At 67.6% G+C, this 19,670-nt stretch carries 21 protein-coding genes; 8 read left to right on the top strand and 13 right to left on the bottom strand.

Annotation, left to right across the window (positions count from 1 at the left end):
- Positions 1 to 226 precede the first annotated feature (226 nt).
- Positions 227 to 1,318 (top strand): glycosyltransferase, encoded by a 1,092-nt coding sequence (locus tag ACFE7D_RS03425; RefSeq protein ID WP_375394025.1) that lies wholly within the window; start codon positions 227 to 229, stop codon positions 1,316 to 1,318.
- Here ACFE7D_RS03425 and maiA read toward each other — a convergent pair.
- The 7 genes from maiA to pyrE form a co-directional block, all read right to left on the bottom strand.
- Positions 1,308 to 1,940: a maleylacetoacetate isomerase gene (gene maiA / locus ACFE7D_RS03420; RefSeq protein ID WP_375394024.1), complete on the bottom strand. Its 633-nt coding sequence runs from the start codon at positions 1,938 to 1,940 to the stop codon at positions 1,308 to 1,310. The genes ACFE7D_RS03425 and maiA overlap by 11 nt on opposite strands.
- Positions 1,941 to 1,945: 5 nt before the next feature.
- Positions 1,946 to 3,022, bottom strand: coding sequence for an AI-2E family transporter (locus tag ACFE7D_RS03415; protein ID WP_375394023.1), 1,077 nt, complete (start codon positions 3,020 to 3,022; stop codon positions 1,946 to 1,948).
- A complete protein-coding gene (gene lepB / locus ACFE7D_RS03410; protein WP_375394047.1) occupies positions 3,019 to 3,975 on the bottom strand; it encodes a signal peptidase I in 957 nt (318 codons plus the stop codon). Before lepB ends, ACFE7D_RS03415 begins: the two co-directional genes overlap by 4 nt.
- A gap of 53 nt (positions 3,976 to 4,028) precedes the next feature.
- The gene (gene acpS / locus ACFE7D_RS03405; protein ID WP_375394022.1) at positions 4,029 to 4,439 is read right to left on the bottom strand and encodes a holo-ACP synthase; all 411 of its coding nucleotides are present in this window, start codon (positions 4,437 to 4,439) and stop codon (positions 4,029 to 4,031) included.
- Positions 4,440 to 4,574: 135 nt separating this feature from the next.
- Complete coding sequence (locus ACFE7D_RS03400; protein WP_375394021.1) at positions 4,575 to 5,306, bottom strand: pyridoxine 5'-phosphate synthase; 732 nt, start codon at positions 5,304 to 5,306, stop codon at positions 4,575 to 4,577.
- The gene (locus tag ACFE7D_RS03395; protein WP_375394020.1) at positions 5,303 to 6,394 is read right to left on the bottom strand and encodes a serine hydrolase domain-containing protein; all 1,092 of its coding nucleotides are present in this window, start codon (positions 6,392 to 6,394) and stop codon (positions 5,303 to 5,305) included. Before ACFE7D_RS03395 ends, ACFE7D_RS03400 begins: the two co-directional genes overlap by 4 nt.
- A 35-nt stretch (positions 6,395 to 6,429) precedes the next feature.
- Positions 6,430 to 7,011, bottom strand: a complete 582-nt coding sequence (gene pyrE / locus ACFE7D_RS03390) for an orotate phosphoribosyltransferase (RefSeq protein ID WP_375394019.1) — start codon at positions 7,009 to 7,011, stop codon at positions 6,430 to 6,432.
- 246 nt (positions 7,012 to 7,257) lie between these two features.
- Here pyrE and coxB point away from each other — a divergent pair, with 246 nt between their 5' ends.
- From coxB to ACFE7D_RS03370, 4 genes are all read left to right on the top strand, one after another.
- Entirely contained in the window at positions 7,258 to 8,415 is a 1,158-nt protein-coding gene (coxB, locus tag ACFE7D_RS03385; protein ID WP_375394046.1) for a cytochrome c oxidase subunit II, read from the top strand.
- Between the two features lie 4 nt (positions 8,416 to 8,419).
- Positions 8,420 to 10,096, top strand: a complete 1,677-nt coding sequence (ctaD, locus tag ACFE7D_RS03380) for a cytochrome c oxidase subunit I (protein WP_375394018.1) — start codon at positions 8,420 to 8,422, stop codon at positions 10,094 to 10,096.
- Positions 10,097 to 10,329: 233 nt separating this feature from the next.
- Positions 10,330 to 10,851, top strand: a complete 522-nt coding sequence (locus ACFE7D_RS03375) for a ferritin-like domain-containing protein (RefSeq protein ID WP_375394017.1) — start codon at positions 10,330 to 10,332, stop codon at positions 10,849 to 10,851.
- 88 nt (positions 10,852 to 10,939) lie between these two features.
- Positions 10,940 to 11,923, top strand: coding sequence for a YihY/virulence factor BrkB family protein (locus ACFE7D_RS03370; RefSeq protein ID WP_375394016.1), 984 nt, complete (start codon positions 10,940 to 10,942; stop codon positions 11,921 to 11,923).
- Between the two features lie 46 nt (positions 11,924 to 11,969).
- Here the strand turns inward: ACFE7D_RS03370 and ACFE7D_RS03365 are convergent, their stop codons facing one another.
- The gene (locus ACFE7D_RS03365) at positions 11,970 to 12,566 is read right to left on the bottom strand and encodes an ankyrin repeat domain-containing protein (RefSeq protein ID WP_375394015.1); all 597 of its coding nucleotides are present in this window, start codon (positions 12,564 to 12,566) and stop codon (positions 11,970 to 11,972) included.
- 88 nt (positions 12,567 to 12,654) lie between these two features.
- Between ACFE7D_RS03365 and ACFE7D_RS03360 the strand changes: the two genes are divergently transcribed.
- The 3 genes from ACFE7D_RS03360 to ACFE7D_RS03350 are packed head-to-tail and all read left to right on the top strand — an operon-like array spanning position 12,655 to position 14,368.
- Positions 12,655 to 13,239 carry an SCO family protein gene (locus ACFE7D_RS03360; RefSeq protein ID WP_375394014.1) on the top strand — a complete coding sequence of 195 codons (585 nt, stop codon included), beginning with the start codon at positions 12,655 to 12,657 and terminating at the stop codon, positions 13,237 to 13,239.
- The gene (locus ACFE7D_RS03355; RefSeq protein ID WP_375394013.1) at positions 13,236 to 13,682 is read left to right on the top strand and encodes a YcgN family cysteine cluster protein; all 447 of its coding nucleotides are present in this window, start codon (positions 13,236 to 13,238) and stop codon (positions 13,680 to 13,682) included. Before ACFE7D_RS03360 ends, ACFE7D_RS03355 begins: the two co-directional genes overlap by 4 nt.
- Before the next feature lie 14 nt (positions 13,683 to 13,696).
- Positions 13,697 to 14,368, top strand: a complete 672-nt coding sequence (locus ACFE7D_RS03350) for a M48 family metallopeptidase (protein ID WP_375394045.1) — start codon at positions 13,697 to 13,699, stop codon at positions 14,366 to 14,368.
- Here ACFE7D_RS03350 and ACFE7D_RS03345 read toward each other — a convergent pair.
- The 5 genes from ACFE7D_RS03345 to ACFE7D_RS03325 are packed head-to-tail and all read right to left on the bottom strand — an operon-like array spanning position 14,344 to position 19,653.
- Positions 14,344 to 16,467: a transglycosylase domain-containing protein gene (locus ACFE7D_RS03345; protein ID WP_375394012.1), complete on the bottom strand. Its 2,124-nt coding sequence runs from the start codon at positions 16,465 to 16,467 to the stop codon at positions 14,344 to 14,346. The two genes, ACFE7D_RS03350 and ACFE7D_RS03345, sit on opposite strands and share 25 nt — an antisense overlap.
- A 54-nt stretch (positions 16,468 to 16,521) precedes the next feature.
- Complete coding sequence (gene msrB, locus ACFE7D_RS03340; RefSeq protein ID WP_375394011.1) at positions 16,522 to 16,914, bottom strand: peptide-methionine (R)-S-oxide reductase MsrB; 393 nt, start codon at positions 16,912 to 16,914, stop codon at positions 16,522 to 16,524.
- A 38-nt stretch (positions 16,915 to 16,952) separates the two neighbouring features.
- Positions 16,953 to 18,044 (bottom strand): NAD(P)/FAD-dependent oxidoreductase, encoded by a 1,092-nt coding sequence (locus ACFE7D_RS03335; protein WP_375394010.1) that lies wholly within the window; start codon positions 18,042 to 18,044, stop codon positions 16,953 to 16,955.
- A complete protein-coding gene (locus ACFE7D_RS03330; protein WP_375394009.1) occupies positions 18,023 to 18,709 on the bottom strand; it encodes a methyltransferase domain-containing protein in 687 nt (228 codons plus the stop codon). The genes ACFE7D_RS03335 and ACFE7D_RS03330 overlap by 22 nt, the downstream gene beginning before the upstream one ends.
- The gene (locus ACFE7D_RS03325) at positions 18,706 to 19,653 is read right to left on the bottom strand and encodes a type III polyketide synthase (RefSeq protein WP_375394044.1); all 948 of its coding nucleotides are present in this window, start codon (positions 19,651 to 19,653) and stop codon (positions 18,706 to 18,708) included. Before ACFE7D_RS03325 ends, ACFE7D_RS03330 begins: the two co-directional genes overlap by 4 nt.
- Between the last annotated feature and the right edge of the window lie 17 nt (positions 19,654 to 19,670).

The following is a 19,670-nucleotide window of genomic DNA, read 5'->3' as shown; positions in this document are numbered from 1 at the left end:
GCCCCTCGGATTGCCTTGCGCATGCTGTTCTCGTTGTTGCCGACGGATCGCGCGACGGGGCTAGACGATATGCGATATTGCCCGCGGATGAACGACGCCGCGCGCGGATACGACACGGGCCATCCCTTGCGCGCTCGACGCGATCCGCGCAACATCATCACCGCGGGTCGCGGAACGCATCCTCGCGCCCGGCGCGCAAGCCGGTATAGCAGCACGGCCCATGACCATGGAACCGACTCGTCTCCACATCCTGACCTACGCCCAGACGCTTCGCGGCGGCGGGGTGGAGCTGGCGATGTTGCGGCTCGCGGCGGGGTGGATCGCCGCCGGCCACCGGGTGACGCTGGTGGTCGGTGCAGCGGAGGGGCCGTTGATGGCGAACGTCCCGGCGGGGGTCGAGCGCGTGGCGATCGGGTCGCGCCGCTATCTGGCGATGCTGGCGTTGCCCGCCATCGTCCGGCGGCGGCGCCCCGATATCCTGTTCTGCCCCGGCAATCATTATACCGCGGTCGCCGCCTGGACCGCTTTGTGGCTGCGCGGTTCGCGTCCACCGATCGTCGGCAAGGTGTCGAACGCGCCCGATCGTGCCGATCATGGCCGGCTGTTCGCCGCGGGATATCGTGCCTGGATGGCGCTGCACGGCCGTTTCCTGGATCAGGCGGTGGCGATGACCGCGGCCACCGGGATCGCGGCGGCGGCGGCGATGCGGATGGCGGGGCGTACCAGCGTGATCCCTAACCCGCCCGCGATGGCGCATCCGCCCGCGCGTCCCGGAGTCCAGGCCGCGCCGCCTGCCGTCGCGACCGACCGGCCCTATATCCTCGGGGTCGGTCGCTTGGTCGTTCAGAAACGCTGGGACCGGCTGGTCGCCGCCCTCCCCCGGCTCGCGCGGCGGGACATCCTGCTCACGATCCTGGGCGACGGACCCGAACGCCCCGCGCTACAGGCGCAGGCGGCGGCCCTGGGGGTGGCGGACCGCGTGCTGCTGCCGGGTCACGCGGCCGATCCCTTCCCGGCGATGACGCGCGCGTGCGTGCTGGCGCTGCCGTCCGAATATGAAGGCGTGCCGGGGGTGCTGCGCGAGGCCTTGTCGGTCGGAACCCCGGTCGTAGCGACACGGTCCAGCGTGGCGGTGGACGAGATCGTGACCGATTCCTCGCTCGGCAGCATCGTCGAGTGCGACGATCAGGACGCGCTCGTCGTAGCGCTCGACCATTGGCTCGCCGACGACGTCGTACGCCCGGCACCGGTGGTACCGCCGGGTGCCGATTCGGCGGCGCGTTATCTCGCCCTGTTCCACAGCCTCGTCATGGCTTGAAGCGATCGGGATGCGCGGCGGCAAAGGCGGGCAGCACCGTGCACGCCGCGTCCGCCGCCAGCAGCCGCGGCCAATCGTCCAGCGCGACCGCGAACCGGCGCGCGTTGTAAAGCTGCGGCACCAGGCACAGGTCGGCGACACCGGGCGCCGCGCCACCGAGGAACGGCCCGTCGCCGTGCCGCGCCGTCTCCTCCAGCGCGCCCAGTCCGACCACGACCCAGTGGCGATACCAATCGTCCTTCGCCGCCTGATCCGCGCCGAACTGCACCCCCAGCCGCCGCAGCACGCGCAGATTGTCGATTGGATGGATGTCCGCCACGATCGCCAGCGCCATCGCCAGCGTCCGTGCGCGCAAGGCGTGGTCGGCGGGGTAGAGCGGCGGATCGGGATAGGTCCGGTCGAGCCAGTCGATGATCGCGAGACTCTGCGTCAGCGGTACCCCGCCCGCGACCAGCGTCGGCACCAGCCCCTGCGGATTGACCGCCAGATTCGCCGCCTGGCCTTGCGCACCGCCGATCAGGTCGACCGCGATCCGGTCATAGGCCACGCCCTTCAGGTTCAGCGCGATCCGTACGCGGTAGCCGGCCGAGGAACGCCAGTAATCGTGCAGCACCAACGTCACGCCGCCTAACGCCCCTCGATCTCGCCTTGCCGTTCGGAACGGCGTTCCAGCGCGACCTTCAGCAGCGCCGTCATCGGGTCCGCCAGCATCAGCCCCAGGATACCGAACAGCGCGCTCGCCAGGATCTGCATGCTGAGCGTCAATGCAGGCGGCAGGTCGACCGTCCGCCGGGCGACGATCGGGACGACGACATAGCCGTCGAAGCTCTGCACGATCGCCCAGGTGGCGAGCGCCCACAGACCGGTATGTGGTCCGGCGCTGAACCCGACCGCGATCATCAGCGCGCCCGTCACGAAAGCGCCGATATTGGGGACGAACGCCATGATCCCCGCTATGATGCCGAGCACCAGCGCCATCGGCACGCCGCCGGTCGCCAGCGCGATCCCGGTCAGCACGCCCTCCGCCGCCATCCCCACCAGCCGTCCGGCGAGCAGCCGGCGGAGCGTCGATCCCATCCGCTTGGTCGTCACCGCGAATTCGGCGCGGCTGTCGCTCGGCACCATCCACACCAGCCCGCGTTCGTAGATGCGCGGTTCCATCGCGAAGAACAGCCCGAGCACGAGGATGAACACCACCGTCGTCAGCACGCCGAGCGCGCTGCCGACCCAGGATGTCAGCTTGCCGACCTCCCCCGCCGCCTGGTGGAGCATGCCGTTGATGTCCGACGCGCCGGGCATGATCCCCTTGCCGGTCAGCCAGCCGGTCACCCGGCCGACCTGCGCGATCACCGTCGCCTGGAGCTGCGCGAACTGATCGGTCAGCTGGACGCCCATCAGATAGAAGGTGCCTAGCAGAAACGCGACGACCAGCAGGACGATGATGAGCAGCCGGAACCCCCGCCCGATCTTCAGCACCCGTCCGAGCAGCCGGACGCCGCCGTCCAGCATCGCCGCGAACACCAGCCCTGCGAAGATGATCAGCAGCGGCTGGATCAGCACGATGACCAGTGCCATCGCCGCGATCAGCCCGAGCCAGACGCTCGCCTTCTTCAGCTCGACGCGGATCGCCGGGTCGGTCAGTTCGCTGGGGGCCAGCGCGTGGACGATCACGGGGCCCGTGTCGCCTGGTGCGTCGCCGCTCATTTGCCAGCGGCCGGCGGCGCGACGTTTTGCGGGTGCAGCGACTGACCCTCGCGACTGCCGCGGAGCGATCCGAACCACGTCAACGGGTTCCATCCCGCGGTAGCGTCAAGGCTGAAGGTGATGAATTCGGCGCGACCTCCTATGTTCTCAAACGGCACCGGGCCACCCAGACCGCGTTCGAGGCCGCCCAGCGGAAAGCGACTGTCGGCGCTGTGGTCGCGGTTGTCGCCCATCAGAAAGACATGGCCCGCCGGAATCGTGATGGGGTGTCCCACATGATAGTCGTCGCCCTGGCTGCCATCGATGTCGTCGACCGTATCGAAGGTGCGCCCGCCCGGCAGCGTTTCGGTGACCACCGGAAGGCGGCAGGAATTGTACCCCTTGGTATTGGGCACGATCGTTCCACCGCCGCAGGTTTCACCGTCCGGCGTCATGTCACCGCCGTAGCGCGCGATATCCACGTCATGCTTCGGGCCGCGCTTCACCGGCACGCCGTTCAGGATGACCGTGCCGCCGCGCACCTCGAGCCGGTCGCCGGGAAGGCCGATGACGCGCTTGATATAGTCGCTGCTCGTGCCTGGCGGCGTCACGATCACGACATCGCCCCGTTCCGGCAGGCGACCGAGAAGCCGGCCATGGATGAAGGGAAGTTGAAACGCCCAGCTTTCCTCGGGCTCGTGCAGCACCAGGCTGTCGAAGATGGCAACCGGGTTCGGGATCGTCGGTGAAACGAACGACCAGCCATAGGTGAACTTGCTGACGACCAGCCTGTCGCCGACCTGCAGCCCCGGCAGCATCGATTCGGACGGGATGTAGAAGGGTTTGGCGACGAAGCTGTGGAAGCCGAGTACGATCACGATCAGCCAGAAGATGCCCTTGATCTCGCCCCACCAATCGGTGCCGCGCCTGGCTGTCGCGTGGCTGCCGTCGGCGCTGACGCCATCGGCGGCCATGCCGTCGCCGCCCGGCCGGGCCGTGCCGTCTTCACCGTCCAAGGCCACGTCCTTCATATCGCCGGTTCCCGGACCGCCTCGATGATCACAAAGGCTTGTGCCCAGGGATGATCGTCGGTCATCGTCAGATGTACGCGTGCGCCGTGGCCGTCGGGTATCATCGCGTCAAGCCTCGCCTTCGCCCCGCCCGTCAGCACCAGCGTCGGCGCGCCGGAGGGCGCGTTCACGACACCGATGTCGCGCATGAACACTCCGCGCCGGAAGCCGGTGCCGACCGCCTTGGAGAACGCCTCCTTCGCGGCGAAGCGCTTGGCGAGGGTCCCGGCCTTGGTGAACGGCCGCTTCGCCGCCTTGGCGCGTTCCGCCGCGGTGAACACGCGTTGTTCGAACCGGTCGCCGAACCGGTCGAGCGACGCCTGGATCCGGTCGATGTTGCACAGGTCGGAACCGAGGCCGAGGATCATCTCTCCCTCTCCCCATGGGAGAGGGAAGGGGCCCGCCGCGAAGCGGTGGGAAGGGTGAGGACAGGTGGGACATCTAACCTGGCCTCACCCTTCCGCCGCTGCGCAGTTCCCTCCCTCTCCCAAAGGGAGAGGAATTCAAGCACGCGCCGCATCCATAGCTTCACGCATCTGCCGCACCGCGTCGCCCAGTCCGACGAACAGCGCCTCGCCGATCAGGAAATGCCCGATGTTCAGCTCGCGGACCTGCGGGAGCGCCGCGACGGGGCCGACATTGTCGAACGTCAGCCCGTGCCCCGCATGCACCTCGATCCCGTTCTTGGTCGCCAGTGCCGCAACATCCGCCAGCCGGCACAGTTCGGTCGCGCGATCCTCGCCTTTCAGATCGGCATAGCGCCCGGTGTGAAGCTCGACGACCGGCACACCCAGCCGAAGCGCCGCGTCGATCTGGCGCGTGTCGGGTTCGACGAACAGCGACACGCGGGTACCCGCCGCCGCGAGCGAACGCACCATCGGTGCCAGCCGATCGAACTGCCCGGCGGCGTCCAGTCCGCCCTCGGTCGTCACCTCCTCGCGCTTTTCGGGCACGATGCATGCGGCGTGGGGGCGGTGGCGCAGCGCGATGCCCAGCATCTCGTCGGTCGCCGCCATTTCCAGGTTGAGCGGGATCGTCAGCGCCGCCGCCAGCCGCGCGATATCGTCGTCGGTGATGTGCCGCCGGTCCTCGCGCAGATGCGCGGTGATCCCGTCCGCCCCCGCCGCGGCGGCGATCATCGCCGCGCGTACCGGATCGGGATAGCCGACCCCGCGCGCGTTGCGGACGGTCGCGACGTGGTCGATGTTGACGCCGAGACGGAGATGCTTGGTCATCGGCAGGCTGCTGCGGACAGCAGATCGTAGGATAGCCCTTTGCCCTGCCAGACTTCGCCGAAATCGAAACCCGCGTGGTTGGTGAAGGCGATGATCGCCATGTCCTTGTCGGGCAACAGGATGTTGCGGACCTCGAACCGCCCAATCTCGCCACGCCGCTCGACGATGCGCAAAGGTCTCGCGCAGCCCTTGAGCCGGGCCTCGAACACCCATTGGCCGAGCGCCATATAGCCGAGCTTCGGATCCCCAGCCCACATCGTCGCCCGAGCCCCGGCAGACAGCAGCTTACCGGCGAGCAACCCCCGGTCGAACGCGAGCAGATCATCCTCGCTCCCCATCAGGGCACCCGCCGCGCCAAAGCGGGCGAGGATCGATGTTTCCGTGACAAGCGGCCCGGCATAGAAGCCCTCCGACAGGATATGCGGCGCGGAGGGGTCGCGGGCGAATCCGCTCGATTTCAGCCCGAGCGGCACCGCGATCCGCGTCCGGAACAGCGCATTGAGCTTCTCGCCCGTCACACGCTCCAGCACGGCACCGAGCACTATGTAATCGCAATTATTGTAGCGCCATATGCCCCCCGGCGCGCCCCGCGCCGCCAGGCACCAGCGGACGCCGGTCGGGCCGATCGAATAGAAACCCGGCTTGCCCTTCCAGGCAAAGCTCAGCGTATCTGGCGCACTGTCGTCGGCGTTACGCAGCCCGCTCTGGTGCTGGAGCAGTTGCCGGATCGTCGGGGACGACACGCGCCCGGCTAAACCGGGAAGATAGTGCGCGGCCGAGACATCGAGCGCGAGATGGCCAAGGGCCACTTCCTGCATCACCAGCGTCGCCGTTACCTGCTTGGTCACGGATGCCCAGGGCCAGACCATGTTCGCGCCGTACACGCCTTGCTCCTGCGGCCGCGTGTCGGGCACGCCATTCGGCTCGCCGAATTCAGCACGCATGATGACCTCGTCACCGCGCGCTACCAGCACACGACCGGCGAACCCGCTGGCGGCCACCGCTTTCAATGCGGCAGGAGGCCCCTGCTGGTCGATATGCCGTCCAACGATGTCGATCGTCCGTTGCGTCGCGACGGCGCTTCCCACGCTAGACGAAAGCGCGACCGCTGCGATCAGTGCTTTCACGCCGCCCTGCTCCCAGGCTTCACCGCCGGTGTCGCCGCCAGTTCGGGCGGCAGCGAGTCCGGGGCGTAGGTCGGCACGTCGATCCGGATCAGGGGGAAGAACGGCACGCCCAGATCGACGCCGCCCCCCGACCGGTCGACCAACGCCGCCGCCGCCACGCACACGCCACCCGCCGCCGCGATCGCCGCGATCGCCTCGCGCGACGACAGCCCGGTGGTGACGACGTCCTCCATCATCAGCACCTTCTGCCCCGCCGCCAGCCGAAACCCGCGCCGCAGTCCGAACACGCCGTCGGGCCGTTCGAGAAACAGCGCCTCCACGCCAAGCGCGCGCGCCATCTCGTGTCCCGCGATCACCCCGCCCATCGCCGGCGAGACGACGATGTCGATCCCCGCGCGCAACTCCGCCGGAAGCCGGGCGACCAGCGCCTCCGCCAGCCGCGCGCCCCGCGCCGGGTCCATTAATACGCGTGCGCACTGCAGATAACGCGGGCTGCGCAACCCCGACGAAAGGATGAAATGCCCCTCCAGCAGCGCGTCGGCGGCGCGGAACTCGGCGAGCACGTCGTCGTCGGTCATGCGGATCGGCTCCCTGGCGCGCGGGTGAGCGCAGCGCGTTGATCGGACCCCTGCGATTAGGGATCGGCGGGCGCCTGCGCAACGCAAAGCAACCCGCGGGCGAGAATCCGCCGCTCGGCGCTTGAGGCAAGCACCCCTGCCGCGTATAGGCATCGCCAAACCGGCTATTTTCATGTCCGGACAGCCCGCGTGCCCCGGCCAGGACCGGGTCGATGCGAGGCGTTCGGTTTCGGGGTGACGACAGGGATGCGCAACATGGGCTTCAGGACATTGGCGATCGCGGCCGGGCTCGCCCTGGCCGGCTTCGCGGGCGGCGCCGGCGCGGCCGCACCGGCCGCCCCGCAAGCGGCAGCGGCGCCCGCGAAAACTGTCGCCACCGCGCCCACGACCGCCGCCGCCCCGGCGACCGCCGCACCCGCCAGCCCGCTGCTGTCGATGGACGGCGCGCCCGCGATGACGGTGCAGCCCGGCATCGGCCAGCCGACCGCCAGGCTCTTCGGCCTCCAGCCGCAGGTGACCAGCAACGGCCGCTTCGCGCACTGGATGCACGACACCATCCTGGTGCCGACGATCGCGTTCGTTTCGGCACTTGTTCTGGTGCTGCTCTTCGTCGTGGTTTTCCGGTTCCGCAAGGCGGCGAACCCCACGCCCTCCAAAACGTCGCACAACACCGTGCTGGAGGTGGCCTGGACGCTGATCCCCGTCCTGATCCTCGTCCTGATCGCGGTGCCGTCGATCGGCCTGCTGCAGGCGCAGTACAAGCCGGCACCCGCGGGCGCGATCACGCTGAAGGCGACGGGCAACCAATGGTATTGGACCTATAGCTATCCCGACAACGGGGGCTTCGAGATCACCGCCAACATGCTGAAGGAAAAGGGCGATATCGCGGCGGGCGAACGCTATCGCACCGATGCGGACGGCCCCCGGCTGCTCGCGGCGGACAACCGCGTCGTGCTGCCGGTCGGCGTGCCGATCCGCCTCATCACCACGGGCGCGGACGTCATCCACAGCTGGGCGGTGCCCGCCTTCTGGATCAAGCTGGACGCGGTCCCGGGTCGCCTGAACGAAACGAGCTTCACGATCGAGAAGCCGGGCCTGTATTTCGGGCAATGTTCCGAACTGTGCGGCGCGCGCCACGCCTTCATGCCGATCGCGGTGGAGGCGGTGCCACCGGCGCAGTTCGCCGCGTGGGTGAAGGCGAAGGGCGGCACGATGCCGACCCCCGGCAAGCCGTCCTCTGCCTTGATCCCGCAGCCCGGCGCGGCCGAATCCGCAGTGAAGACCAGCGAAGGCAATGCCGCCGCCGCGGTCTCCGGCCCCACGGTCCCCGCGACCACGGCCGCTCCCGTCACCACTCAAGGCGCGACCGGCAATCCGGCCGGCGCCGGCCAAGCCGGACACTGACATCATGACCGACACCGCGCTCCATCCGTCAGGTTCCTTCGCACCGTTCCAGGCCTATCAGCCGAACGAGCACGCGCATGATGCCGATCACAAGCCGGGTTTCTTCGCCCGCTGGTTCATGTCGACCAATCACAAGGATATCGGCACGCTGTACCTGATCTTCGCGATCTGCGCCGGGATCATCGGTGGCGGCATCTCGGGGCTGATGCGCGCCGAGCTGGCGCATCCGGGTATCCAGTATCTGGGCAGCTGGGCGTCGATGCTGCACGGCGGGCCGCAGAGCCTGGACCAGTCGCTCCATCTCTGGAACGTCCTCATCACCGCGCACGGCCTCATCATGGTGTTCTTCATGGTGATGCCGGCGATGATCGGCGGGTTCGGCAACTGGTTCGTGCCGATCATGATCGGCGCGCCGGACATGGCGTTCCCGCGGATGAACAACGTGTCGTTCTGGCTGCTGATCCCCGCCTTCACGCTGCTGCTCGCCTCGCCCTTCTTCGGCGGCGCGGGCAACGGCTGGACGCTCTACGCGCCGCTGTCGACCTATGGCGAACCGGGGCCATCGACCGACATGGCGATCCTTGCGCTCCATCTGGCGGGCGCGTCGTCGATCCTGGGCGCGATCAACTTCATCACGACGATCTTCAACATGCGCGCGCCGGGCATGACGCTCCACAAGATGCCTTTGTTCGTATGGTCGGTGCTGGTGACCGCATTCCTGCTGCTACTGGCATTGCCGGTGCTCGCCGCGGCGATCACGATGTTGCTGACCGACCGCAATTTCGGGACGACCTTCTTCGATCCGGCGGGCGGCGGCGACCCGATCCTGTACCAGCATCTGTTCTGGTTCTTCGGCCATCCCGAAGTCTATATCATGATCCTGCCCGGCTTCGGCATCGTCAGCCAGGTGATCGCGACGTTCAGCCGCAAGCCCGTCTTCGGCTATCTGGGCATGGCGTACGCCATGGTCGCGATCGGCGTGGTCGGCTTCGTCGTGTGGGCGCACCACATGTTCACGACCGGGCTCAGCGTCGATACCAAGATGTATTTCACCGCCGCGACGATGGTGATCGCGGTGCCGACGGGTATCAAGATCTTCTCCTGGATCGCGACGATGTGGGGTGGATCGCTGACGTTCGAGACGCCGATGCTGTGGGCGATCGGGTTCATCTTCATGTTCACGGTCGGCGGCGTCACCGGCGTCGTGCTCGCGAACGGCGGCATCGATGATTACATGCAGGACACCTATTACGTCGTCGCGCATTTCCATTACGTGCTGTCGCTGGGTGCGGTATTCTCGCTGTTCGCGGGTTTTTATTACTGGTTCCCGAAGATGTCGGGGCGGATGTACAACGAGTTCCTCGGCAAGGCGCATTTCTACGTGTTCTTCGTCGGCGTGAACGTGATGTTCTTCCCGATGCACTTCCTCGGGCTGCAGGGCATGCCGCGGCGCATTCCGGACTATAACGGGGCGTACGAATACTGGAACAGTATCGCGACCCACGGGTACGAGATCATGGCGGTCGGCATGGCGATCTTCTTCGTCAACCTCGTCTATTCGCTGCTCGCCGGACCCAAGGCACCGGATAACCCCTGGGGCGACGGCGCGACGACGCTGGAATGGACGCTGTCCTCGCCACCGCCGTACCACCAGTTCGAGACCCTGCCCGTCATCGAGTAGGCCGGAGCAGGGCGCAGCCGCACGCGAACGGCCGGCCGGCTTCGCAAAAGCCAAGACCGACGACACGGGGTTGCCCCCGTGTCGCCACCGCCGTGCGACGAGCGGCCCCGGTGGAAACACCGGGGTTTTTTGTTCTGATCTTCATCAATCCATGGACCGCGGCAACGATAGGCGCGTTGACGATGGTGCTGCCTCTGGCGCGCATTTTTAACGCAGATCGATAGGAACCAATCATGGGATTGTTCACGAAAGACATCGCGACGTTCGAAGACCTGTTCCTGCATCAGCTTCAGGACGTTTATTACGCGGAAAACCAGATCACCAAGGCGTTGCCGAAGATGATCGACAAGGCGACCGCTCCCGCGCTGAAGGCCGGGTTCCAGACCCATCTGACCGAGACGGAAGGTCAGATCGCACGGCTTGAACGCATCTTCGAACTGCTCGGCGAGAATGTGAAGGCTGCGACCTGCCCAGCGATCGACGGCATCATCAAGGAAGCGAACGAAGTGGCGGGCGAGATCGCGGACAAGTCCGTCCTCGACGCAGCGCTGATCGCCGCCGCCCAGGCGGTCGAGCATTACGAGATCGCGCGTTACGGCACGTTGATCGCCTGGTCTGAACAGCTTGGCCGCAACGAGATCGCCGCGATCTTCAAGGAAACGCTCGACGAGGAATATGCGACCGACGACAAGCTGACGAACATGGCAAAATCCTCCGTCAACGCAAAGGCGGGCGCGGTCGTCGAACCGGCCTGACGCGCCCGCCTGAGAGGCGGCCGAACGAGACCCGTCCGCCGATCGCGATATCGGCGGACGGGCAAGGATCAAACAGGGGGCTTCGGCGATGGGCGGCGATATCAGCGAAGCGGACCGTGCGACGATCCGGCGTGCCGACAATCCCTGGACCATCCTGCGACACGACGGCTGGGCGATCTTGAAGGCAACATGGGCGGACGCGGGAACCAACAATCTCAGTCTGATCGCGGCGGGTACCGCATTCTGGGGCTTCGCCGCGATCGTCCCGCTGCTCGCCGCGACCGTGTTGACCTATGGGCTGGTCGCGACGCCGACGAGCGTCGCCGCCAATATCCATGGGCTGTTCGGCGTCCTGCCGCGCGATGCCGCGACCTTGATCGGCGATCAGCTGGCCAATATCGTCAAGACATCGGGCGACAAGAAAGGCTGGGGGCTCGCACTCGCGTTGCTGCTGGCGGTCTATGGCGGCACGCAGGGTGCGACCGCGCTCATCACCGCGCTCAATGTCGCCTATCAGGAACGTGAAACGCGCGGGTTCATCAAATTATATCTGGTGGCGTTCGCGATCACCGGCGCCGCCGTGATCCTCGCGCTCGGTGCCGCGGCATCGACGACCGCGACGGCGTTCCTCGACAGCCTGATGCCATGGGCCCCCGACATCGCGCTGACCGCGATCCGTATTTTCAGCTATGCGGTGCTTGGCGCTATGGCGGTGACCGCGGCCGGGATGCTGTACCGGTTCGGACCAGACCGATCGTATGCGCGCTGGACCTGGCTGACCCCGGGATCGCTGATCGCCACGCTGCTGTGGCTGACGGTAACCGGTGCCTTCGCATTCTACGCCGCGCATCTGGGGAACTACAGCGCGACCTACGGATCGCTCGGCGCGGTCATCGTCCTGCAATTCTGGCTCTGGTTGTCGGGTTTTGTCTTCCTGCTGGGTGCGGAGTTGAATTCGCAGCTGGAACGACGGACCTCGAAGGACACGACGACCGGGCCGCCGGCACCGCCGGGCAAGCGCGGCGCGGCGGTCGCGGATGCGATCGGCCGCGACGCGCCGTCGCCACGATAATCCGGGGTAATGGTGAATAGGCGAGACGGTTAGATCGCGACGTCGATCAGAATTTCGGCCCGGCAACCGCCCGCTTCGCCTTTTTCGGTGTGTCCGCCAAAATCCGCGCGACCGCGGTGTTGCGCGGATCGCGCGTCGCATAGTCGCGCGCGGATTGGCCGGCGATGACGTCGGTCTGGTCGGGATCGGCCCCGACCGAAAGCAGCGCGCGCACCATCGTCACGTCGCGGCGCTGTACCGCGCGGATCAGCGGTGTCTCGCCCGCGCTGTTGCCGATATTGGGGTTGGCCTTGGCATCGGTCAGGATCGGGATCAGATCGACCTCGCCCTGCGTCACCGCCAACAATAGCGGCGTCGTTCCCTTGTCGTCGCGCAGATTGGGGTCGGCCCCCATCTGCAGCAGGTACCGGACATAGGTGGCATCGCCACGCTTCACGACGATGTGAAGCGCGCCTTCCCCGGTCGATGCGTCGCGCGTGTTGATGATCGTTGCGCCGGGCTTGGCGAGCGTCGCGATCACCTCGTCGCCCTTCGCGCCGCGCACCGCCTCGAGGAATTTATATCCCGGCGATCCCGATAGCTGCGCCAGCGCTGGCGTGGCGACGACGAGAAAGGCGGCGATCAGGAGCGGGCGAAGCGACATGATAAGGCGTCTTCCTTAGTATCTGACCGGCGCGCCGGGCGCGCGATGCTTGCGCTGCACGCTCTAACAGATCAAGGCTGGCGACGTCATGAACATGTTTCGGCTCATACCCCTGACGGCGGCCGCACTTGCCGCCTGTCATGCCGCGCCGGCACCGCAGAAGCCGCCGCTCGCGGGCGCGCGGATCGGCGGCCCCTTCGCGTTGACCGATCAGGACGGCCGGCCCTTTACGGACCGGAACCTCGCCGGTCGCTACCGGATCATGTATTTCGGCTATACCAATTGCCCCGATGTCTGCCCGATCGACATGCAGAATGTCGGCGCCGCGATGCGGTTGCTCGACACGAGCGATCCGGGACTGTCGGCGCGGATCGTGCCGGTGTTCGTGACCATCGACCCAGCGCGCGACACGCCTGCGGTGCTGAAGCAGTTCGTCTCCGCCTTCTATCCGCGGATGATCGGGCTGACCGGCAGTGCGGGCACCATCGCGCAGACGGCAAAGGACTATGCGGTCTATTTTCAGAAGGGCGCGGCATCGGCGGGGGGCGGCTATCTCTTGAGTCACAGCCGTCAGGCCTATCTCATGGACCCCGCGGGCAAGCCGCTGGCGCTGCTGCCGTCGGACGAATCGCCGCAGGCGGTCGCGACCGAGATCAGGCGGTGGGCCCAATGACCGACCGCGCGAGCACGCCGTTCTGGGAAGCGCCGATCGAGACGCTGAACCGCGGCCAGTGGGAGGCGTTGTGCGACGGCTGCGGCAAATGCTGCATCCACAAGCTGGAGGACGAGGATACGGGTGAGCTGGTCCCGACCAACGTCGCCTGCCGCCTGCTCGACCGGCGCAGCGGACAATGTTCGGATTATCGCAACCGCCGCGCCTATGTGTCCGAATGCGTGCGGCTGACGATCCGCAACGTCCGTGACATCGACTGGCTGCCATCGACCTGCGCCTACCGCCTGCGCGCGGCGGATCAGCCATTGCCATCATGGCATTATCTGGTTTGCGGCGACCGCGAGGCGGTCCACCGCGCGGGTCAGTCGGTGCGCGGCTGGACGATCAGCGAGGACGATGTCGGCGACGATCTCGAGGATTTCATCGTCGATCGCATTCTGTGAACGGTCCCGTCGCGATGGGGGGCCTGGAGATCGTCCGCCACCCGCGTGCGCGACGTTCGCGACTTTCGATCGATCCCGCCACTGGCCGCGCCCGCCTGGTGGTGCCGACCCGCGCCGCGCTGAAACCCGCGCTTGCCTGGGCGGCGGGCAAGGCGGAATGGCTGGCCGCACAGCGCGCCGCACTGCCGCAGCCGCGGCCGTTCGTACCCGGGGCGGTGCTGCCCGTGGCAGACGAGAGCCTCACGATCACTTGGCGCGAGGGTCCGCACCGCGCGGTGCAGTGCGAAGGCGACCGGATCGATTGCGAAGGTCCGGTCGAAACATTGCCGCGGCGGGTCGAGGCCTGGCTGAAGCTATGCGCGCTCGACCTGCTGACGCACGAAACCGCGGCATTCGCCGCGACGGCAGGCGTCGCGGTGGCAAAGGTGGCGATCGGCGATGCCAAGGGCCGTTGGGGCAGCTGCGCGTCCACCGGCGTCATCCGCTATAGCTGGCGGTTGATCCTCGCCCCCGGCTTCGTCCGCCGCGCGACCATCGCGCACGAGGTCGCGCACCGTGTCCATATGAACCACGGCGCGGCGTTCCATGCGCTGGTTGCGCAGCTGCTCGGCGCAGACCCGGCACCGGCACGCGCGTGGCTGCGCACCCACGGCGCGGCGCTTCACTGGTTCGGGCGATCGTCCTGATCGGGGCGCGGCGGCGGGAGGCTTCGCGCAGGCGCATCGGACCGCGGCTGGCCGTTATCGCGGCCGGTTACATGATCGATCCAGGCCTGGTTGAGTTCCTGGCCCGCGCCCGGCGGCGGTGCGGGATCGGGTGCCCGATCGATCAGCGACTGGACCTGATCGCCGCCGTCGCCCGTCCCCGGCTGGCTGCGCGGCGCAGGCGTCACGGGATTGCCGTCGGGATCGACCTGCATCCCTTCGTCGGGTTGCCCGAAATACGCGTCCTCCTGATTGCCCATCTGCCAGTCGGGCAGGACGACCTGCGTATCGAACTGCTCGATCGGGCGGTCCGCGGTCGCCGGTTTCATCATCGCGGCGAACGCCTGCGCCGGCGCGGCACCGCCGTGCAGCCCGCCGACCGGCCGCGCATCGTCGCGTCCCATCCAGACGCCCGTCGTCAGCCCGCTGGAAAAGCCAAGGAACCAGCCATCCTTGGTCGAGGTGGTCGTGCCCGTCTTGCCCGCGACCGGTCGCCCGATCTGCGCGGCGCGGCCAGTGCCGGTGTTGACCGCGGTCTGTAGCAGGTCGGTCATCTCGGCCGCGACATAGGGCGCGACCAGGACATGGCTTCGATCGACCTCATGCGTGTAGATCACCTGTCCATTGGTGGTGACGCGAGTGATGCCGTAGGGCGTGACCGCGATCCCCTTCGATCCGACGCTGGCGAACGCGCGAGTCATGTCGATCAGGCGGACGTCGGAACTGCCGAGCACCATCGACGGATGCGTATTTACGGGCGTCGTGATCCCGAATCGCCGCGCCATGTCGGCGATGGTCGAAAATCCCACCTCTTGTCCAAGCTTCGCCGCCACGGTGTTGATCGAAAAGGCGAAGGCGGTGCGCAAGGTCACCTGCCCGTTGAAGCGCCGGGAATCGTTGCGGGGGCTCCAGCCGTCGATCGTCACGGGTTCGTCGACGATCATGTCCTCGGGCTTCTTTCCCGCTTCGAGCGCCGCCAGATAGACGAACAGCTTGAATGCCGATCCCGGCTGCCGAATGGCCTGAGTCGCGCGGTTGTAGTTGGATGTGACGTAATCGGTCCCACCGACCATCGCGCGCACCCCGCCGTCGCGGTCCAGCGTGACCAGCGCGCCCTGCGTGCCGGGCGGTACGTTCTGCCGGATCGCGGCGTCGGCGACGCGCTGCATGTTGAGATCGAGCGTCGTCCAGACCTCGAGCGGGGCCTGCGTCTCGTCGATCAGCGTATCGAGCTGCGGCAGCGCCCAGTCGGTGAAATACCGCGCGCTGTTCTGTCTGGATTCGGGCGCGAGCTTCAACCCGGCGACATCGGCTTCGGCACCCTGTTTCGGCGTGATGACGCCCGTTTCCTCCATCGTCCGGATGACGACGCCGGCACGACCGATCGCGGCCTGGACGTCCGCCGTCGGCGAATAATTGGACGGTGCCTTGACCAGGCCGGCGATCACCGCCGCCTCCGCCAGGCTCAGATGGTCCGCGCCATGCCCGAAGAATTTGCGCGATGCCGCGTCGATGCCGTACGCGCCACCGCCATAATAGACCTTGTTCAGGTACAGCTCGAGGATCTCGTCCTTCGAGAATTTACGCTCGATCGCGAGCGCCAAGACCCATTCGCGGGCCTTGCGCCCGAATTTCTTCTGGCTCGACAGGAACACGTTGCGCGCCAGCTGCTGCGTGATCGTCGAGCCGCCCTGAACCCAGCGCCCGCGTTGCAGCCGAACCTCGACCGAACGCGCGACGCCGATCGGATCGACCCCGGGATGCGAACGGAAGCGGCGGTCCTCGACCGAGATCGTCGCGGCGCGCATGATGTCGGGAATCTGGCCATAGGACAGCCATTCGCCGTAACTCGGTCCAAGCGACACGATGACGGTGCCATCGGCGGCATGGACACGGATCATCTGGCCGTTTGGCGAGGACTTCAGCTGCTCGAAACTCGGCAGCTGATCCTCCGCGATATAGACCGCGACGCCGAGCGCGATCGCTCCCACGACCGCGAGCCCAAGCAGCACCTGCAAAAGGATGACGAACCGGCGACGCCAGGGCGAACGAGGTTTACGGGGGGAACGCGCACGAGCCATCTGGACGCCCGCGGATACGCGTTAAAATGGGGCCCTACAAGCCGTTCGACCCGCCTATCGCGGCTCGAACGCAAGCGCGATCGAGTTCATGCAGTAACGAAGCCCCGTGGGCGGCGGGCCGTCGGGAAAGACGTGCCCCATATGGCTGTCGCAGCGGGCGCACCGCGTCTCGACCCGGGTCATGCCGTGGCTGCGGTCCGTGTGATCGGCGACGCGGTCGGGCGCGGTCGGCCGGGTGAAGCTGGGCCAGCCCGATCCGGAGTCATATTTGTCCGCGCTGTCGAACAATTCGTTGCCGCAGGCCGCGCACCGGTAGAGGCCGTCCGCCTTGTTGTCGGTCAGCACACCGGCAAACGCGCGCTCCGTCCCGGCTTCGCGCAGGACGTGATATTGCTCGCGCGTCAGCTTTTCGCGCCAGTCGGCTTCGGAGAGGGTGATGTGATCCATACCCGCGGATGTCGGTCGCCGCGGGGCGGTCGTCAAGGTCATCCGACCCGCGTCGTGCGCGCGACCAGATCGACCAGCCCGCGGGGCGCGAAACCGATGACGGGCGCGAACCGGCCCTCGCCCAATACCCGGACGAGCGATGCGACCCCGATCGGTCGCGCGATCCGACGTGCGAATGACCGCTGCCACGCCGCCGCGCTCGCCGCGCCGCCGGTACGATATGCGCTGGCCGCGGCGATCCCGCTGGCGATCGCGATCCCCATGCCCTCACCGGCGAGCGACGGGATGACGCCGGCCTGGTCGCCAAGCCGGAACAATCCCGCCTCGCCATGCCGCACCCGCCAGCCATAGGGGACGTTGGCAACCGCATCGATGACCGGAGACGGTGCCGCATAGGCCAGCCGGTCGGCCAGCGCGGGAGCCTCGACCGCCAGCGCGGCGAGCAATCGTTCCGGACTGCCCGCCGCGGTCAGACGGGAAAGATGGATCGCCATGCACAGGTTCGCGCTGCCATCTTCCTGGATCGCCAGTCCGGCATAGCCGCGGTCGACCAGATGCAGCTCGACCGCGTCGCCTACGAGCGCGGTCAGGCCGGGTGCAGGCCCCAGCCGCAGCCGCAGCCCCATCGTCGGATCGCGCCCGCGGGCCTCCTCCGGTCGTGCCAGCCCCCGAACGTCGTGCTTGCCGCTGGCGAGGAACAGCGCGTCCGCCGCGATCGTCGCGCCGTCCGCGGTTCGCGCCACCAGGCCGTCGACGCCGCGCACCGCGACGCCGCGCTCCACCGCCGCGCCTGCCGCGATCGCCCGTGCCAGCATCACCGTATCGAGCCGGTGGCGCGACACGGACACCGCAGGCCGCGGCAACGGAGCCTCGACGATGCGCTTGCCGGCGAACAGGCGGACGCGCCGCGTCGGATCGGGATTGAGCGCGGTCGCCTCGATCCCGAGCGTCTCCAGCGATCGGAGTGTCCGCCAAGACAGGAAACCGCCGCACAGCGCGTTACCGGTCTCGCGCGTCCGCTCCAGCAGCAGATGCGGCAAGCCCGCACGCGCGAGCAGCGTCGCCGTCGCCGCACCGGCCGGCCCGCCGCCCACGATCAGCGCCGGGGTCACCGCAGGCGTTCGACGCATAGCCGGAACGGAAAAGCGCGGAATATGCGGGCATCGTCGATCCCCGCCGCTGCCAGGATCGGACGCCATTCGCCCGGCCGGTACGACCTCGCGATCGATAGCGTGCCGTCGTGGCGGACGATCGGGTGCCAGCGCGCGATGGTGGCGAGCAGCGGAAAGCCCCGATAGGCGAAGGCGTGACGGTGAAGATCGTTCACGAACCATCCCGCGCGCGCCTGCATCTCCATGAAGCGAAGGAACGCAACCAGTTGCGCAGCGGTCATGTGGTGCGCGACCAGGCTGCTGACGATCATGTCCCACGGCTCGGCCGCGAGATCGGCGTAATCGCCGGTGCGGTAATCGATCACCATCCCGGTCGGCGTATGCGCGCGCGCCGCTTGCTCGCTTCGCGGGTTGAGGTCGATCCCGACCAGGTCCGCCGCGATCCCTCGTTTGGCCGCCCAGCGCGCGATCCGCCGCAGCATGTCACCATCGCCATAGCCGACGTCGAGCAATCGCAACCTTTTGCCCCGTACCGCGCGATCCAGGAATGCCAGCGTCGGCCGCACCGCCATCGTCACGACGTTGACCTTGGCCAGATCGGCGACAACCTCGGCATAGACCGCCGGATCGAGATCGTCCGCGTCCATCAATTCCTCGGCGTCGGCACGGATCGAAAGCGTCACGGCGCGGTCCTGAAGCCGAAGCCTTCCGCGGCCAATCCGGGACCGAATGCCAGCGCGACACCCTGTTCGACCGGCGGCCCCGCCAGGATACGGGCGAGAACGAACATCAGCGTCGCGGACGACATGTTGCCGTTTTCCACGAGCACCGCGCGCGATGCCGCCAGGGCCGTCGGCGGCAAGGCAAGGGCGTTCTCTACCGAATCGAGGATCGAACGCCCCCCCGCGTGCACGGCCCAGCCATCGATCGAAGCGATATCCCGACCGCCTGTCAGCGTGGCGACGAAACCGGCATCCGCCAGCGCGGCACCGATCCGCCCCGGCACTTCCCCCGACAGATGCATGGCAAAGCCACGATCAGTGATCGCCCATTGGATCAGGTCGTCCGATGCCGGCAAGGTCATCGCGAACGGCGCGTCGATCGCGAGTCCGGCAGGGTCCGTGGTGACCAGCGCTGCCGCGGCACCGTCGCCGAATTGCAGCATCGCCAGCAGCGGCTCGATCCCGACCGCGGGTTGCAGATGCAACGTCGACAGTTCGACCGCGATCACCAGCACCCGCGCCGATGGATCCGATCGGACGATATGTCGCGCGCTGCGCAGCGCGGCGACCGCCGCATAACAGCCCATGAAGCCGACCAGCAGCCGTTCGACGTGCGGCGACAGGCCAACGCGGCGCGCGATGATCTGGTCGATGCCGGGCGCCACGAAGCCCGTGCAGCTGGCGACGACCAGATGCGTGACCCCGTCCAGCGACAACATGGTCGATAATCGATCTATTGCGGCGATGGCGAGCGTCGGCGCGGCGTCGGCATAGATCGCCATCCGTTCGCCCGTTCCGGGATGTGGATCGTCGGCATAGAATCCGCCGGGAGCGACAGGCGATCCGTTATTGGGCCCCACCGGCAGCACCGACCAGCGATGGTCGATGCCGGCACGCCTCACCATACGGTCGAACACCCCGC

Source organism: uncultured Sphingomonas sp., assembly GCF_964244235.1.
Lineage (GTDB): Bacteria > Pseudomonadota > Alphaproteobacteria > Sphingomonadales > Sphingomonadaceae > Sphingomonas.
Note: the sequence above shows the minus strand (reverse complement) of the source record. Positions and strands in the feature narration are given on the sequence as shown.

Excerpts from the sequence above, each read along its gene's own strand:
- ACFE7D_RS03425 (WP_375394025.1), top strand. The coding sequence starts at position 227 with ATGGAACCGACTCGTCTCCACATCCTGACCTACGCCCAGACGCTTCGC.
- ACFE7D_RS03415 (WP_375394023.1), bottom strand. The coding sequence starts at position 3,022 with ATGAGCGGCGACGCACCAGGCGACACGGGCCCCGTGATCGTCCACGCG.
- lepB (WP_375394047.1), bottom strand. The coding sequence starts at position 3,975 with ATGGCCGCCGATGGCGTCAGCGCCGACGGCAGCCACGCGACAGCCAGG.
- acpS (WP_375394022.1), bottom strand. The coding sequence starts at position 4,439 with ATGATCCTCGGCCTCGGTTCCGACCTGTGCAACATCGACCGGATCCAG.
- ACFE7D_RS03400 (WP_375394021.1), bottom strand. The coding sequence starts at position 5,306 with ATGACCAAGCATCTCCGTCTCGGCGTCAACATCGACCACGTCGCGACC.
- pyrE (WP_375394019.1), bottom strand. The coding sequence starts at position 7,011 with ATGACCGACGACGACGTGCTCGCCGAGTTCCGCGCCGCCGACGCGCTG.
- coxB (WP_375394046.1), top strand. The coding sequence starts at position 7,258 with ATGCGCAACATGGGCTTCAGGACATTGGCGATCGCGGCCGGGCTCGCC.
- ctaD (WP_375394018.1), top strand. The coding sequence starts at position 8,420 with ATGACCGACACCGCGCTCCATCCGTCAGGTTCCTTCGCACCGTTCCAG.
- ACFE7D_RS03375 (WP_375394017.1), top strand. The coding sequence starts at position 10,330 with ATGGGATTGTTCACGAAAGACATCGCGACGTTCGAAGACCTGTTCCTG.
- ACFE7D_RS03370 (WP_375394016.1), top strand. The coding sequence starts at position 10,940 with ATGGGCGGCGATATCAGCGAAGCGGACCGTGCGACGATCCGGCGTGCC.
- ACFE7D_RS03365 (WP_375394015.1), bottom strand. The coding sequence starts at position 12,566 with ATGTCGCTTCGCCCGCTCCTGATCGCCGCCTTTCTCGTCGTCGCCACG.
- ACFE7D_RS03360 (WP_375394014.1), top strand. The coding sequence starts at position 12,655 with ATGAACATGTTTCGGCTCATACCCCTGACGGCGGCCGCACTTGCCGCC.
- ACFE7D_RS03355 (WP_375394013.1), top strand. The coding sequence starts at position 13,236 with ATGACCGACCGCGCGAGCACGCCGTTCTGGGAAGCGCCGATCGAGACG.
- ACFE7D_RS03350 (WP_375394045.1), top strand. The coding sequence starts at position 13,697 with ATGGGGGGCCTGGAGATCGTCCGCCACCCGCGTGCGCGACGTTCGCGA.
- ACFE7D_RS03345 (WP_375394012.1), bottom strand. The coding sequence starts at position 16,467 with ATGGCTCGTGCGCGTTCCCCCCGTAAACCTCGTTCGCCCTGGCGTCGC.
- msrB (WP_375394011.1), bottom strand. The coding sequence starts at position 16,914 with ATGGATCACATCACCCTCTCCGAAGCCGACTGGCGCGAAAAGCTGACG.
- ACFE7D_RS03335 (WP_375394010.1), bottom strand. The coding sequence starts at position 18,044 with ATGCGTCGAACGCCTGCGGTGACCCCGGCGCTGATCGTGGGCGGCGGG.
- ACFE7D_RS03325 (WP_375394044.1), bottom strand. The coding sequence starts at position 19,653 with ATGGTGAGGCGTGCCGGCATCGACCATCGCTGGTCGGTGCTGCCGGTG.